Raw genomic sequence first — 13,779 nt, 5'->3', positions numbered from 1 at the left:
TCCATGGCCGTCCCCATCCGCGCGATCCTCACCTTCACCCTGGCCGCCGTCCTGCTGGCGGACCCGGCGCCGCGCACCGGCGGGACCCAGACCTTCCGGCAGTGGATCGCGGGCCAGGAGGCCGGCGGATCCTCCCGCAAGCTCACCCGCGGACCCGAGGGGGTCCGCATCGAATCCCGCGAATGGGCCAAGCTCGAGCGCATGGGCGTGACCATCTCCCAGGACCTCTGGGAATCCGCCCTGAAGCGCCCCGACGGCTCCCTGCAGTTCACGTTCCGCGTGGCCCTCTCCCAGGAACCGGTGGAGGGCCAGGCCTCCTGGACCCCCGCGGAACCCGGGAAGCTCCGGGTCACCTACCGGAACCTGCCCGTGAAGACCGTGGATCTGCCCGAAGGCACCACCCTCTGGCCCGGGGACGTGGACGACCTCCTCAAGGCCGCCGCCGCGGCCCGGCGCCCCGTGCACCTGAGGAGCTTCAACGTCCCCACCCAGCAGCCCGCGGCCCTGGACCTGGAGCCCGTGGGGGCCGACCCCCTGCCGGGGTACCCCGGGGCCGTGCGGTTCCGGGGCAAGGCCTCGGAGGGCCCCATGGCCCAGGAAATGGAGATGTGGATCGATCCCGCCGAGGGCGACCTCAAGTCGGTGGGCTCCTTCGCGGGCATCGTCATGGTCTCCCAGCGGGAGGGGCTGCCCCCCCTGGCCGCGGCCAAGGGGGACAAGACCTTCTTCGAACCCACCCTCAAGACCCTCCCGCCCCATCCCTTCGTCCCCTGGGTGCGCGACGTGACGGTGCGGTGGGAGGGCAAGGGGACCCTGGACCTTCCCGTGGACGCCCAGCAGCGCCCCCTGGGGCCCAACCGCTTCCGCCTGGAGCGCGCCGCGCCCCTGGCCGGGGCGGAATGCACGGAGCCGCCGGTGAAGGGCGCCCCCTCCGCCGAGGACCGTCCCTTCCTCGCCGCGACGCCGCTGGTGCAGTTCCGGGATCCCGTCTTCGACGGCCTCGTCAAGCGCCTGGATCCGCCGCCCGGCGCGACCCGGGCCGAACTGGTGCGGCGGGTCACCGCCTTCGTGTACGACTGGATCCGGGACAAGGACTACACCGTGGGCTTCGCCTCCGCCCAGGAGGTGGCCCGCTGCCCCCGGGGCGACTGCACGGAGCACGGGGTGCTGGAGGTGGCCCTCCTGCGCCGCCTGGGGGTGCCGGCCCGGGGCGTGGTGGGCTGGGTGGCCATGGGCGAAGGCATGGGACTCCACTTCTGGGTGGAGGCCCGCATCGGGGCCCGGTGGTTCCCGGTGGACCCCACCTTCGACATGGTCCCGGCCTCGGCCTTCCGCCTCAAGCTCGGCACCACCGACCTGGCCGACCTGGGCGCGGTGGGCTGGGAGAACGCCGCCTCCACCTTCCAGGACGGCACCTGGGTGCCCGAGGCCCCCTGGGCCGCGGCCGTGCGGGTGCAGGGCGACACCGCCTACGGGCCGGGCTTCGCCCTGCGCCTTCCCGGGTCCCGGTGGACCTGGGTCGAGGGCCGGCTGGACCTGGACGGACGGCACCGGGTCACCGCCTCGCCCCGGCCGGGCTCCTCATCCGCGGTGCGCCTCCTCCAGGGCAGGGACGGAAGACGGGGCTGGTTCGGATCGGGCACCCTCTGGGCGGACGCGGGCGGCGGCGAATGGCTCCGGGTGGAGGCGGTTTCCGAACCCGAGGCCTTCAGGCTCCTGGACGCCCTGGAGATCCGCCGCTGATCATTCGAGGTAATCCTCCGCGAGCCGCCGCGTCCAGTAGAGTCCCAGTCCGCTGCCCACGGCGCTGAGCACCACGGCCAGCGTGAGGCTCTGGAGCCCTCCCAGCCACCACCCCAGGGCCCCCCCGAGGCTCATGCCGAAGAACCCCAGGAGCCCTTTCAAAGCTCGATGACCTTGAGCGAATTGGTGGTGCCCTCCTGGTAGAGGGGCAGGCCCAGGGTGAAGACCACCTTGGCCCCGGGCAGGGCGCCGAAGGATTTCAGCAGGGCCTTTTCCACCGTGGCCATGGCCTCGTCGGCGGACTGGGCCTTGGGCAGGAGCAGGGACTGCACGCCGCGCATGACGCCCATGCGCCGGGCGTTGCCCAGGTCCATGGTGACGCCCACCACGGGCAGGTCCCCGGCGAGGCGGCTCACCATGCGGGCGCTGCCGCCCCCCTCGGTGAAGACCACGATGAAGCTGGCGCCGATCTCCTGGGCGGTGCGGCACGCGGCGAAGGCCACGGCCACGTCGGTGCGGGAGGACAGGCGCTGGGTGAGGGCATCCTCGGTGCGGCCCAGCCGGGGCCGGAAGTGGGCGTCGGCGTCCGCCGCGATGCGCGCCAGCCACTGGATGGCGTCCACGGGGAATTTCCCCACCGCGCTCTCGGCGCTGAGCATGACGGCGTCCGTGCCGTCCCAGATGGCGTTGGCCACGTCCGAGGCCTCGGCCCGGGTGGGCTGGGGGCTCTCGATCATGCTCTCGAGCATCTGGGTGGCGGTGATCACCGGCTTGAGGGCGTGGCGGGCCGAGGCGATGATGTGCTTCTGGAGGTTGGGGACCCGCTCCACGCCCAGTTCCACGCCCAGGTCGCCCCGGGCCACCATGACGCCCCAGGAGGCCTCCAGGATCTCGTGCAGGTTGTCCAGGGCCGCGGGGTGCTCGATCTTGGAGATGATGGGCTGGGAGCCGCCCAGGCCCTTGATGACCGCCTCCAGGGAGCGCACGTCCTCCGCGCGGCGCACGAAGCTCTGGGCGAAAAGGTCCACGCCGTGCTCCACGCCCCAGCGGATGTCCACCAGGTCCTTGGGGGTGAGGGGATCGAAGGCCACGTCCAGGCCGATGGGGTGCACGCCCTTGCGGGGCTTGAGGAGGCCGCCCACCTTCACCCGGGCCGCCACGAGCCGGGGCCGGACCTCGGTGACTTCCACCTCCAGGTTGCCGTCGTCCAGGATCCAGCGCTGCCCGGCCTTGGCGCCCAGGAAGAGCTCCGGGTGGGGGAGCGGAACGGCCCAGGCCGCGCCGCCGGGACCGGTGCCCGGGGCCTCCCCGTCGGGATGGAAGACGCCGATGGTGCCCACCGGCAGCTCCTGGGGCGCCTCCATGGCGCCCACGCGCCACTTGGGCCCCTGCAGATCCAGCAGCACCGGCACCCGGCGCCCGATCTCGCCGGAGATGCGGCGGATCTCGGTGAGCGCCTCCAGGCGCCCGCCCAGGTCCCCGTGGCTGGCGTTGAGGCGGACCGCGTCGGCGATTTCCAGGGCCCCGCGCAGCCTGCCGGCCTCCGCGAGAGCCGGCCCCATCGTGATCACAATCTTGGTTTTGCGCACGGAGTCCTCCGGAGTATCCACAAGTATTCCACAGGTTTTTCCGCAGCGGAGGGGCCGGGACCGAAGTAAATTCGGCTGTCCACGGCCCATCCGAGGTGCTATTTTTTTGGGCTACCCCAGGAGCCACCCCGATGCGCCACATGATGGAGGAACTGATCGCCGAGCTCGTGCGAAAGGACATCCCCCTCGAGATCGCCAAGCGGGAACTGGAGCGCATCTACCTCGAGCTGGTCCTCGAGGCCCACCACGGAAACCAGAGCGCCGCGGCGCGCAAGCTGGGCATGCACCGGAACACGCTGTCCAAGAAGCTTGAACAACATCTGGGCGCATTGCGGTATCCTGCTGTCAACTGCTGAGCGGGATCCCACGGCTTGCAGGCTGGGTCCCCTTCGGCCAAACGCGGTCAGGAGGCCAGCATGACAAAGATCGGGATCAACGGGTTCGGGCGAATCGGCCGGATGGTGTTTCGCGCGGCCGTGAAACATTTTCCGGACCTCGAGATCGTGGGGATCAACGATCTCCTCGAGCCCGAGTACCTCGCCTACATGCTCCAGTACGACTCCGTGCACGGGCGCTTCCAGGGCGACATCAAGGTGGACGGCAACACCCTCGTGGTCAACGGGAAGAAGATCCGCCTCACCCAGGAGAAGGACCCCGCCAACCTCAAGTGGAGCGAGGTGGGCGCCGAGATCGTCATCGAGTCCACGGGCCTGTTCCTGGACAAGGAGACCGCCAGCGCGCACCTGAAGGCCGGGGCCCGCAAGGTCATCCTCAGCGCCCCCTCCAAGGACGACACCCCCATGTTCGTCTACGGGGTGAACCACGACACCTACGCCGGCCAGGACATCATCTCCAACGCCAGCTGCACCACCAACTGCCTGGCCCCCGTGGCCAAGGTGCTCCACGATTCCTTCGGCATCAAGCGCGGCCTCATGACCACCGTCCACGCCGCCACCGCCACCCAGAAGACCGTCGACGGCCCCTCCAAGAAGGACTGGCGCGGGGGCCGCGGCATCCTGGAGAACATCATCCCCAGCTCCACCGGCGCCGCCAAGGCCGTGGGCAAGGTCATCCCCTCCCTCAACAAGAAGCTCACGGGCATGGCCTTCCGCGTGCCCACCTCCGACGTCTCCGTGGTGGACCTCACCTGCGAGCTGGAGAAGCCCGCGAGCATGGAGGACATCTGCAAGGCCATGAAGGCCGCCGCCGACGGCCCCCTCAAGGGCGTCCTGGCCTACACCACCGACAAGGTGGTCTCCACGGACTTCCGGGGCGAGAGCTGCACCTCGACCTTCGACGCCGACGCCAGCATCGTGCTGGATCCCACCTTCGTGAAGGTGGTCTCCTGGTACGACAACGAGTGGGGCTATTCCTGCAAGGTGCTCGAGATGGCCAAGGTCGTCGCGAAGAAGTAGTCCAGCGCCGCAACCGGAGGAGAGCCGGCGGGAACCCCCTGCCGGCTCTTCCCATTCTGGGGAATCGAATGCGCATCGCCATCAACGGTCTGGGACGCGTCGGGCGCCAGGTCCTGCGCCGGATCCACGGGGTGCCCGGGCTGGAGCTGGTGGGCGTCAACGACCCCGCCGACGCCGCCACCCTGGCCCACCTGGTGACCTACGACTCCGTGCACGGGAAGGCGCCCTTCCCGGTGGAGGTCCAGGCGGGGCACCTCGTCCTGGACGGCCTCCCGGTGCCCCTTTCCGCCGCGCCGGACCCCGCCCGGACCCCCTTCGGCGACCTGGGGGCGGAGGTGGTGCTGGAGTGCTCGGGGCGCTTCACCCGGCGCGCGGAGGCCGCCGGCCATCTGCGGGGAAGCGTCCGCCACGTGGTCATCAGCGCCCCCTCCCCGGACGCCGACGCCACCGTGGTGCCCGGCGTCAACGCCTCCCGCCGGGAGGTGCTCAGCGCGGCCTGCCCCGCCACCCACGCCCTCTCCCTCCTGGTGGGGGCCCTGGACGCGGCCTTCGGCGTGGAGGCCGGCCTGGCCACCGCCGTGGAAAGCTACGGCAACGACCAGCGCATCCTCGACCTGCCCCACGCCGATCCGCGCATGGCGCGGGCCGCCGCCATGAGCATGATCCCCGCCCCCACCGACATGGCCCGGTGCCTGGGGGAGGCGCTGCCCTGGACCCGGGGCCGCTTCGAGGCCCTGGCCGTGCGTGTTCCCACGCCGGACGTGAGCATCCTGGACCTGGGCGCCACCCTGCGGACCGACGCGGACCTGGAATCCGTGCACGCCGCCCTGCGCCGGGCCGGGGATGGCGCCCCGGGCCTCGTCCAGTTCCTGGAGGCCCCCCTGGTGAGCGTGGATCTGCGGGGACGCGAGGCCAGTTGCATCGTGGACCCCTGGCTCACCCGCATCCACGCCCCCCGCTTCGTCAAGGTCTTCGCCTGGTACGACAACGAGGCCGCCTACGCCGCGCGGCTCAGGGACCTCTGCCTGGAGCTCGCCCGATGATCGCCATCAATGGACTCGGACGCATCGGAAGGCTGGCCGCGCGGCGTCTGGCCCTGCAGCGCCCCCACCGCCTCTGCGCCCTCAACGATCCCGCCGACCTGGAAACCGTGGTGCACCTCCTGCGCTTCGATTCCATCCACGGGGACGACCACCCAGCGGTGCTGGGCCTGCGCAAGGGCGACTGGGATTTCATCGTCATGGAGGGCAAGGAGTACCCCCTCTACCACGAGACCGACCCCGCCCGCATCCCCTTCGGGGACCACCAGGCCCGGGTAGTGGTGGAGGCCAGCGGCCGTTTCGCCACCCGGGAGGGCGCCGCCCGGCACCTGCGGGGCCCCGTGCGCAACGTGGTCATCTCCGCCCCCAGCCCCGACGCCGATTTCACGGTGATCCACCCCTTCAACGGCCACCTCCTGGACCCCGAGCGCCACCGGGTGATCTCCAACGCCAGCTGCACCGCCCACGCCACCGCCCCCATCCTGGACGTGCTGGACAAGGCCTTCGGCCTGGAGACCGCCAGCATGAGCACCGTGCACGTGGCCACCAACGACCAGCGCCTCCTGGACCTCCCCCACAAGGACCTGCGCCGGGCCCGGGCCGCCTTCATGAGCATCATCCCCACCACCAGCAGCGCCTTCGGCGCCCTGCGCAAGGCCCTGCCCCACCTGCCCGGGGGCTTCGACGGCTGGGCCCTCCGGGTGCCCTGCCTCAACGTGAACCTGGTGGACCTCACCGCCGTCCTGCGCCGCCCCGTCACCCCCGCCGAGCTGAACGACGCCTTCGACGAGGCCTCCCGGGTGCGCCTCCGGGGCATCCTGGCCGTGAGCGAGGGCGGCCTCGTGAGCCGCGATTTCACCGGCCGGGAGGAGAGCGTGGTCATGGACCCCGACCTCACCCGCGTGGTGGGCGGAACCCTGGTGAAAGTCTGCGGTTGGCACGACAACGAACTCGCCTACGCCGCCCGGCTTTGCGAGCTGGTGAATCGGCTGTAGGGGGGGTGGGGGTGGCCCCGGGCGGCAAGGCCATGCGGGGCGTTTCGCAAGGGCAGTCCCTACCTTGGTGCCCTGCTCATGGAGTGCGCAGGTTCTGGGGTCAAGGGCGGGGACAAGGAATCCGCGCCCGAACCGCGTTGCGCCACAAGAACCAGGCAGAAAAACCAAACGCTGGGGCGCAGAGGACTCGCTGGGGCGCTGGGAAAGGAAGGTGAACCGTGGCGGGATCCGCCGGGTTTCAGACCAGAGGCAGTGCCCCCAGCGCCCCAGCGAGTCCTCTGCGCCTCAGCGTTTGATTTTTTCGCTGGTCTTGCCGAATCGCCATGGGCGGGCCGTTCACCCGCTCAACCCGACCACGATGTTCGCGATGGCTACCTTGCCCAGCTTGCCTGCGGCAGCGGGTCCCTGGCGAAGGTCCGGAACACGTATGATCCTTTCCGAGCTCCTAGGCCCCCGGCAGCCGGGCGTTGAAGGCGGAGAGGGCTTCGGGGTAGCGCTCCTGGAGGTCCCGCAGGAGCGTCCGCAGGCCGCCGGGGTCCCCGTCCCCGGCGGCCTCCTTGAGGTGACCGTCATCGAGCATCCGCAGGACCTGGGCCGCCTGCACCGGGGACAAACTCCCCCGCAGTACCGTTCGCCTTAGGCAGGCCGCGGAAAGCGCTTTTGACGTGGCCAGGCCTTCGGGAATCAGCATCATGGCCCGCCTCCTTTCCGGCATGGAGATCCCGGACGCCCCAGGGAGGCGCCACCGGCAACCCGTGTTGAATAAAATTTTTATATAGAGTTCTTTGAATTTTTCCGACGCGGAGTCAATCTAGGCCTCGGCTCCCGGGCTGTCAACCCTCCCCCGGCCCGGGACCCTGGGAGGTATCCTGCTTCCAGCCCTTCCCTTGGAAATTCTGGAGTGCCCATGCGCCTTCCCTTCCGGTTTCCCCTTGCCCTGGCCTGGACCGTCCTGGCCTCCGCTCAAACAAGCACTCCGGTGCGGGCGGATCTGGAGACCCTGCTGCCCCGGCTGGAAACCCTCTACCAGGACCTGCACCGCCATCCGGAACTGTCCAACCGGGAGACCCGCACCGCGTCCCGCATGGCCGAGGTGCTCGGGGAGGGGGGCTACGAGGTGGCCCGGGTGGGCGGGGGCGTCGTGGGGGTCCTGCGCAACGGCCCGGGGCCCGTGGTGCTGCTGCGCACGGAACTGGACGCCCTGCCCGTGGAGGAGCGGACGGGGCTGGCCTACGCCAGCGAGGCCAAGGGCGTCATGCACGCCTGCGGCCACGATGCGCACATGGCGGTGTGGGCGGGCACGGCGTGGCTCCTGGCCCGGCACCGGGACCGGTGGCGCGGGACCGTGCTCATGGTGGGCCAGCCCGCGGAGGAACTGGGGGAAGGCGCCCAGGCCATGCTCAAGGACGGCCTCCTCACCCGGTTCCCCCGGCCCGGCTTCGCCATCGCCCTGCACGATTCGCCGGACCTGCCCGCCGGCAGCGTGGCCTACGTGGCCGGCTACACCATGGCCGCGGTGAATTCCGGTTCCCTGACCCTCTTCGGCCGGGGCGGCCACGGCGCGCGGCCCGAGGCCGCCGTGGACCCCGTGGTCCTGGCGGCCCGCACCGTCCTGGCCCTCCAGACCCTGGTCTCCCGGGAGAAGGATCCCCTGGAGCCCGCGGTGCTCACCGTGGGCGCCATCAACGGCGGCACCAAGACCAACGTCATCCCCGACCAGGTCACCCTCCTCATGACCGTGCGCAGCTACGACCCCAAGGTGCAGGCCCGGCTCCTGGCGGGCATCGCGCGGGTGGCCAAGGGCGAGGCCCTGGCCGCAGGATCCCCCCGGGAGCCGCTCCTGGACCTGGGCGAGACCCTGCCCGCCACCTGGAACGACCCTGACTTCACCAGGCGGCTCGCGGCCCGGCTCGCGACGGAACTGGGCGCGGACAAGGTGGCGCCGGGACGCCCCGACATGGTCTCCGAGGATTTCGGCGCCTTCGGCACGGCGGCGGGAATCCCGTCGGCCCTGCTGCGGTTCGGCACGGTGGACCCGGCCCGGTACCAGGCCGCCAAGGCCGCGGGCACGCCCCTGCCCTCCCTCCACGCCCCGGAATTCGCCCCGGCCATGCCCGGAACCCTGCGCACCGGCGTGCTGGCCCTCACCTTTTCCGCCCTGGAGGCCCTGGGCAGGCCCTGATTTCCAAAAGGAGGGGTTGACGGGTCATACTGTGTGACGCACACTATGTGTCGAACGGCATATGCCGCACAGTGTGAGCCCATGAATCCAGACGTCTTCGAAAACCTGCGCCTCGAACTGCGCCGGGGCAGCCTGGTGCTGGCGGTGCTGGCCGAACTGCGCGCGGAGCGCTACGGCTACACCCTGCGCAAATCCCTGGCCGAGCATGGCCTGGACCTGGACGAAAGCACCCTCTACCCCCTCCTGCGCCGCCTGGAGGCCCAGGGCCTCCTCCTCAGCGAGTGGCGGGAGGAGGAGAAACGGAACAAGCGCTTCTACCGCCTGTCCCCGGACGGCACGGCCACCCTGGCCCTGCTCCTGGAGGAATGGCGCGGCATTTCCCGATCCCTGACGCAGATTCTCTGAGGAGCCCGGCCATGGACCTGATCGAACGCTACGTGCAGGCGGTGCGCTTCTGGCTGCCCCGGGAGAACCAGCAGGACATCTCCGCCGAACTGGCCGAGGACCTCCGCTGCCAGAAGGAGGACAAGGAGGCGGAACTGGGCCGGCCCCTGGACGAATCCGAGACCGCCGCCATGCTGGCCCGGGCCGGCAATCCCCTGGCCGTGGCCGGCCAGTACCTGCAGGAGAAGCCCCTGCTGGACCCCGCCCTTTCCATGATCTTCCGCCTGGTGGTGAAGGTCGTCCTGCTGTGGATCCTCCTGCCCCTCTTCGCCGTGGCGGCGGTGCCCTCGGCGCTCCTGTCGGACCACCCCCTGGCCTCCATGGTGGAGACCCTGGGCTCCTATGCCTTCTCGTCCATCTTCGCCCTGGGCTGCATCACCCTCGCCTTCATCCTGGTGGCCAGCCAGGAGCGGACCCGGGGATGGGACCCCCTGAAGCTCCCGCCCCTGCGGCGGCAGGGCCCCAAGCCCGTGCCCCGGGCCGGGTCCTTCGCGGAGGTGGTCTTCGGCCTGCTCTTCGTGGCGTGGTGGGTGGAGGGCTTCGGGCACCTGCCCATCGCCTGGTCCTCGCGCCTGGGGGCGGTGTACGCGGGTGGTCCCCTGTGGACGACGCTCCACGCCCAGCTGTTCTGGCCGGTGCTGGCCCTCAACCTCGCGGGGATCGCCGTGGGGGCCCTGTGCCTGGCCCGGCCCCACCTGGCGACGTTCCGCATGGGCTACGGCATCCTGGCCGACGCCTGCGCCGCCGCGATCTGCGCCATGGCCATCCAGGCCAACCGCCCCGCGATCCACCAGGCCCTGGGCGCCCTGAGGGACCTGGGCCGCACCCGGGACGTCTCCGCCATGGTGGACGGCTTCGCGGCTTCGGTCCTGGTGATCATCGCCGTGGTCTCGGTGGTTTCGTTCCTCAGCCGGATCTTCAGGCTGATCCAGACCAGTCCCGAACGCCGCTGATCCGCCCCAGGACGCCGGCCACCAGGTCCCCGGGGGCCTCCCCCCAGGAGCGCACCTTGAACCGGCCCGGCCCCAGGATGCGCACCACGTGGACGGAGGCGCCTCCGGGGAAGCCCGGGTGACGCGCCAGGGGCCTGGCCAGGGCCTCCAGGTCCAGGTCCTCCAGCCAGCCTTCCGGCAGCCCCGGGGCCCGGGCCCCGGGCACCAGGGCCCCCACCTCCCGGGGCTGCACCAGGATCAGGTGGTGGCCGCCCCGGACGCCGTGCCAGGCCAGGAAGGGGGGCAGGTCCCCGAAGCCGATGCCGCCCTTGCGGAATTCCGGCCAGCGATCCAGGCTCCGGAGCCCGGCCTCGTCGGCGGCCTCCATGGCCAGGCGGGCCAGGCCCGGTTCCGGGGGGGGCAGCCAGGGCTCAAGGAAAATTCCGTCCATGGGCCTATTATAGATAGGCTTGAGTCATGGAACCCTCCCCCTGTCCCCGCGTCGCCACCGGCCAGCAGATCGGAGCTGGCTGGACTCCCGCCCTTTCGGTAGTGAAGGCCCTGGCCGCGCTGGCCGAGGCGCGAAGGCTGGGAGGCCAGGCCGTCTACTGGCTGGCCGACGAGGACCATGACCGTCTGGAAGTGGCCACCACCGTGGGTCTCCGGGAGGACCGCATCCTCCCCCACCGCTTCCGCTTCGCCGCCCCCGACAACACCGCCACGGGGTGGCTCCCCTGGACCGGGGACCACCAGCGGGAGGCCGAGGCCCTCTGGGGCGAGGTCCCCCTGCCCGGGGAACCCACCCTGCGGGGCCACGCCCTGGCCCTGGGCGCGCCCCTGTGGGACCGCGGCCTGCGCCCCTTCTCCCCCACGGACCCCGCCCTGCGCCAGCCCATCCAGGAGGAGCTGGAGCGCTGGCGGAGCCTGGGGCTGGAGCGGGACCTGGTGGCCCAGGCGCAGCGGCTGGAGGCCGCGGGCGTGCGGTTCGGCCTGGACCCCACGCAGCAGTCGGCCTGGTTCTCCCTGGATCCCCGCACCGGAAGGCGCGCGCGCCTGGAACCCTCGGAACCCTGCCCCCGGGGGCGCTGGCTGAGCCCGGGCGCCGCCCTGCGCCCCCTCATGCAGTCCCTTCTCCTGCCGGGCCTGGAGGCCGTGGTGCTGGGCCCCGGCGAGAGGGCCTACTGGCAGCTCACCGAGCCCTGCTGGGAGCGGGTGGGCCTGGCGAAGCCGCGCATCATCAGCCGGCCTTCGGTGTTCCTCCTGCCCCCGGGGGCGGCCCTGGAGGCCGGGGACCTGGAGCCGCTGCGCAAGGGCCGCTGGGAGGACTTCCCCGGCGCCCTGGACGGCGCGGCCCTGCCCAGCGCCGCCCTGGCCGGGACGCCGGACCCGCGCTGGGACCCGGCCCTCGCCGGCCGCTTCGAGAAAGAACTGGACCGCGCCCGCAAGCGGCTGGAGCGCCTGGACCGCAGGCTGCGCCGGGACCGGGCCGCCGCCGCCCTGGGCATGGACCCCGAGCGCCTGAGGCAGCGCCTCTTCCCCCTGGGCCGGCCCCAGGAGCGGGTCCTGCCCGGCATCCTGTGGCTGCGCCAGGCCGGACTTCTGGACAGAATGCTGGAAACGCTGGGCGGCGCGCCGCCCCTGGTCCTCCTGGAGGAACGATGAACACGCTGGATCTGCTGGTGGTGGGCGCCCACCCCGACGACGGGGAAGTGCACGTGGGCGGCATCCTGGCCCTGGCGGCCCGCAAGGGCCTGTCGGCGGCCATCCTCGACCTCACCGCGGGGGAGCTGGGCACCCGGGGCGACGCCGCCACGCGCCACGCGGAGGCCACGGAGGCCGCGCGCATCCTGGGCGTGCGGCGCATCATCCTGGACCTCCCCGACGCGCGGTTCGAGGAGAGCGAGCCCCACCGCATCCAGGTCATGACCATGATCCGCTCCCTGCGCCCGTCGGTGCTCATCCTGCCCGACCCCGAGGACCGCCACCCCGACCACAGGCGCGCCTTCCGGCTGGTGAGGGAGGCCGCGTACTATTCGGGCCTGCGCAACTACCCCTGCCCCGGCGAGCCCTGGCGCCCCGCGGCCGTGGCCTGGGTGGGCGGGGAGAACCCGGGGCGCCCGGACCTGGTGGTGGACGTCTCCGCCGTGTGGGAGCAGCGCATGGCGGCCTTCGACGCCTTCGGGAGCCAGTTCACGGCCGATCCCTCCGGGCCCCCCACGCGCATCTCCGACCCCGCCTTCCGGCGCGGGGTGGAGGGCCGTGCCATGCACTGGGGCTCGCTCATCCGCGCCACCTGGGCCGAGGCGCTCTGGACGGAGAGCCCCGTGCCCCAGGCCCTCACCCAGCTCCTGGCCAGGCTCTAGGTGAACCGCCGGGAGACCCAGTGGCTCGGCGAGGTGCTGGGCCGGGGCGACGGCGTCCGGGACGGCAGGGTGCTCGTGGCCTGCTCCGGCGGCGGGGATTCCCTGGCCCTCCTTTCCTTCCTGTGGGCCGCGCGCCGCTCCCTGGGCCTCGAGCTGGTGGTGGCCCACGCCGACCACGGGCTGCGCCCCGAGGCCCGCGAGGAGGCCGCGCTGGTGCGGGACCTCTGCCGCTCCGCGGACCTGGACCTGGTGGAGGCCTCCCTGGACGTGAGGGCCCACGCCAAGGCCACGGGCCAGGGCCTGGAGACCGCCGCCCGGGAGCTGCGCTGGGGCTGGCTCCGGGCCCAGGCCGAAAGCTGCTCGGCCCTCGCCGTGGCCACGGGCCACACCCTGGACGACCACACGGAGACCGTCCTCGTGCGCCTGGCCCGGGGGGGCGGGGCGGGCTGCCTCACGCCCCTGGCGGCGCGCCAGGGCCCGCGCTGGTCGCCCCTCATCCAGGCGCGGCGGAGCGACCTGCGCGCCTACCTCAAGGCCAAGGGCGTGGCCTGGCGCGAGGACGCCAGCAACGCCAACCCCTTCACCCCCCGGAACCGCTGGCGGGTGCTCCTGGACCCCATGCGCCGGGAGGCGCCGAGCCTGGACGCCCACCTGTGGGAGACCCACCTGCAAGTGGAGGAGCTGGCCGCCTTCAAGGACGCCCAGGTGGCGCGCTGGCGCGGAACGCGGTGGGACGTGGACCCGGGCGGGCTGCGCCTCGCCCGGGGCTGGGCGGGCCCCGAGCTGCGCTGGGTGCTGGACGCCGCCTTCCAGGAGCGGGACTGGCCGCGGGAGGCGGCCCTCCTGCGGGACCTCGCGGCCTGGATGCTCCCCCACCTGGTTCGCCGCCCCGGCGCCCCCAAGACCTGGGGCGGCTGGCACCTGTCCGGCACGGGGGAAGGCCCGGCAGATTCGGCCCAGGAAAGCTTATTTCCATGGACCTTGAAGCGATGTTGAGAACCTCCAGGTCCCTGGAGGCATCCAAAGTCAGGAACCGGTCGAGCCGATGCAGGTTAGACTGGATATCGGCGGGGAGT

15 protein-coding genes are annotated in these 13,779 nt (G+C 72.0%); 11 read left to right on the top strand and 4 right to left on the bottom strand.

Going from position 1 to position 13,779, the window contains the following annotated elements; translation table 11 throughout:
- Positions 1-3 precede the first annotated feature (3 nt).
- Positions 4-1,743 (top strand): transglutaminase domain-containing protein, encoded by a 1,740-nt coding sequence (locus tag R2J76_RS08555; RefSeq protein ID WP_316415421.1) that lies wholly within the window; start codon positions 4-6, stop codon positions 1,741-1,743.
- Here R2J76_RS08555 and R2J76_RS08550 read toward each other — a convergent pair whose 3' ends face one another.
- Together R2J76_RS08550 and pyk are read right to left on the bottom strand one after the other, a co-directional pair.
- Positions 1,744-1,905 carry a hypothetical protein gene (locus R2J76_RS08550; protein ID WP_316415420.1) on the bottom strand — a complete coding sequence of 54 codons (162 nt, stop codon included), beginning with the start codon at positions 1,903-1,905 and terminating at the stop codon, positions 1,744-1,746.
- Positions 1,902-3,332 carry a pyruvate kinase gene (pyk, locus tag R2J76_RS08545; protein WP_316415419.1) on the bottom strand — a complete coding sequence of 477 codons (1,431 nt, stop codon included), beginning with the start codon at positions 3,330-3,332 and terminating at the stop codon, positions 1,902-1,904. The genes R2J76_RS08550 and pyk overlap by 4 nt, the downstream gene beginning before the upstream one ends.
- 131 nt (positions 3,333-3,463) lie before the next feature.
- Between pyk and R2J76_RS08540 the strand changes: the two genes are divergently transcribed.
- The 4 genes from R2J76_RS08540 to R2J76_RS08525 all read left to right on the top strand — a co-directional run bounded on the left by R2J76_RS08540 (position 3,464) and on the right by R2J76_RS08525 (position 6,782).
- Entirely contained in the window at positions 3,464-3,688 is a 225-nt protein-coding gene (locus R2J76_RS08540) for a helix-turn-helix domain-containing protein (RefSeq protein ID WP_316415418.1), read from the top strand.
- Positions 3,689-3,748: 60 nt separating this feature from the next.
- Positions 3,749-4,747, top strand: a complete 999-nt coding sequence (gene gap, locus R2J76_RS08535) for a type I glyceraldehyde-3-phosphate dehydrogenase (RefSeq protein ID WP_316415417.1) — start codon at positions 3,749-3,751, stop codon at positions 4,745-4,747.
- Between the two features lie 68 nt (positions 4,748-4,815).
- On the top strand, positions 4,816-5,790 hold the full coding sequence (locus R2J76_RS08530; RefSeq protein ID WP_316415416.1) for a type I glyceraldehyde-3-phosphate dehydrogenase: 975 nt from the start codon (positions 4,816-4,818) through the stop codon (positions 5,788-5,790).
- The gene (locus R2J76_RS08525) at positions 5,787-6,782 is read left to right on the top strand and encodes a type I glyceraldehyde-3-phosphate dehydrogenase (protein ID WP_316415415.1); all 996 of its coding nucleotides are present in this window, start codon (positions 5,787-5,789) and stop codon (positions 6,780-6,782) included. Before R2J76_RS08530 ends, R2J76_RS08525 begins: the two co-directional genes overlap by 4 nt.
- 445 nt (positions 6,783-7,227) lie before the next feature.
- Here R2J76_RS08525 and R2J76_RS08520 read toward each other — a convergent pair whose 3' ends face one another.
- Positions 7,228-7,476: a hypothetical protein gene (locus R2J76_RS08520; protein ID WP_316415414.1), complete on the bottom strand. Its 249-nt coding sequence runs from the start codon at positions 7,474-7,476 to the stop codon at positions 7,228-7,230.
- Positions 7,477-7,689: 213 nt separating this feature from the next.
- Between R2J76_RS08520 and R2J76_RS08515 the strand changes: the two genes are divergently transcribed.
- The 3 genes from R2J76_RS08515 to R2J76_RS08505 all read left to right on the top strand — a co-directional run bounded on the left by R2J76_RS08515 (position 7,690) and on the right by R2J76_RS08505 (position 10,361).
- Entirely contained in the window at positions 7,690-8,964 is a 1,275-nt protein-coding gene (locus R2J76_RS08515) for an amidohydrolase (protein ID WP_316415413.1), read from the top strand.
- An 81-nt stretch (positions 8,965-9,045) separates the two neighbouring features.
- Positions 9,046-9,369 carry a PadR family transcriptional regulator gene (locus R2J76_RS08510; RefSeq protein WP_316415412.1) on the top strand — a complete coding sequence of 108 codons (324 nt, stop codon included), beginning with the start codon at positions 9,046-9,048 and terminating at the stop codon, positions 9,367-9,369.
- Positions 9,370-9,380: 11 nt separating this feature from the next.
- Positions 9,381-10,361, top strand: coding sequence for a hypothetical protein (locus tag R2J76_RS08505; protein WP_316415411.1), 981 nt, complete (start codon positions 9,381-9,383; stop codon positions 10,359-10,361).
- On the opposite strand, the gene R2J76_RS08500 is transcribed toward R2J76_RS08505, so the two are convergent.
- Positions 10,327-10,791: a hypothetical protein gene (locus R2J76_RS08500; RefSeq protein ID WP_316415410.1), complete on the bottom strand. Its 465-nt coding sequence runs from the start codon at positions 10,789-10,791 to the stop codon at positions 10,327-10,329. The genes R2J76_RS08505 and R2J76_RS08500 overlap by 35 nt on opposite strands.
- 26 nt (positions 10,792-10,817) lie before the next feature.
- Here R2J76_RS08500 and bshC point away from each other — a divergent pair, with 26 nt between their 5' ends.
- Genes bshC through tilS form a run of 3 tightly spaced genes read left to right on the top strand, consistent with a single transcriptional unit; the run spans position 10,818 to position 13,699 of the window.
- Entirely contained in the window at positions 10,818-12,002 is a 1,185-nt protein-coding gene (gene bshC / locus R2J76_RS08495) for a bacillithiol biosynthesis protein BshC (RefSeq protein ID WP_316415409.1), read from the top strand.
- Positions 11,999-12,703 carry a bacillithiol biosynthesis deacetylase BshB1 gene (gene bshB1 / locus R2J76_RS08490; RefSeq protein ID WP_316415408.1) on the top strand — a complete coding sequence of 235 codons (705 nt, stop codon included), beginning with the start codon at positions 11,999-12,001 and terminating at the stop codon, positions 12,701-12,703. Before bshC ends, bshB1 begins: the two co-directional genes overlap by 4 nt.
- Positions 12,704-13,699: a tRNA lysidine(34) synthetase TilS gene (gene tilS, locus R2J76_RS08485; RefSeq protein WP_316415407.1), complete on the top strand. Its 996-nt coding sequence runs from the start codon at positions 12,704-12,706 to the stop codon at positions 13,697-13,699.
- Positions 13,700-13,779 lie beyond the last annotated feature (80 nt).

The organism is Mesoterricola silvestris (genome assembly GCF_030295405.1).
Lineage (GTDB): Bacteria > Acidobacteriota > Holophagae > Holophagales > Holophagaceae > Mesoterricola > Mesoterricola silvestris.
Note: the sequence above shows the minus strand (reverse complement) of the source record. Positions and strands in the feature narration are given on the sequence as shown.

What these genes read in the sequence shown, in the direction of transcription:
- R2J76_RS08555 (WP_316415421.1), top strand. Translation starts at nt 4, where the DNA reads ATGGCCGTCCCCATCCGCGCGATCCTCACCTTCACCCTGGCCGCCGTC.
- R2J76_RS08540 (WP_316415418.1), top strand. Translation starts at nt 3,464, where the DNA reads ATGCGCCACATGATGGAGGAACTGATCGCCGAGCTCGTGCGAAAGGAC.
- gap (WP_316415417.1), top strand. Translation starts at nt 3,749, where the DNA reads ATGACAAAGATCGGGATCAACGGGTTCGGGCGAATCGGCCGGATGGTG.
- R2J76_RS08530 (WP_316415416.1), top strand. Translation starts at nt 4,816, where the DNA reads ATGCGCATCGCCATCAACGGTCTGGGACGCGTCGGGCGCCAGGTCCTG.
- R2J76_RS08525 (WP_316415415.1), top strand. Translation starts at nt 5,787, where the DNA reads ATGATCGCCATCAATGGACTCGGACGCATCGGAAGGCTGGCCGCGCGG.
- R2J76_RS08520 (WP_316415414.1), bottom strand. Translation starts at nt 7,476, where the DNA reads ATGATGCTGATTCCCGAAGGCCTGGCCACGTCAAAAGCGCTTTCCGCG.
- R2J76_RS08515 (WP_316415413.1), top strand. Translation starts at nt 7,690, where the DNA reads ATGCGCCTTCCCTTCCGGTTTCCCCTTGCCCTGGCCTGGACCGTCCTG.
- R2J76_RS08510 (WP_316415412.1), top strand. Translation starts at nt 9,046, where the DNA reads ATGAATCCAGACGTCTTCGAAAACCTGCGCCTCGAACTGCGCCGGGGC.
- R2J76_RS08505 (WP_316415411.1), top strand. Translation starts at nt 9,381, where the DNA reads ATGGACCTGATCGAACGCTACGTGCAGGCGGTGCGCTTCTGGCTGCCC.
- R2J76_RS08500 (WP_316415410.1), bottom strand. Translation starts at nt 10,791, where the DNA reads ATGGACGGAATTTTCCTTGAGCCCTGGCTGCCCCCCCCGGAACCGGGC.
- bshC (WP_316415409.1), top strand. Translation starts at nt 10,818, where the DNA reads ATGGAACCCTCCCCCTGTCCCCGCGTCGCCACCGGCCAGCAGATCGGA.
- bshB1 (WP_316415408.1), top strand. Translation starts at nt 11,999, where the DNA reads ATGAACACGCTGGATCTGCTGGTGGTGGGCGCCCACCCCGACGACGGG.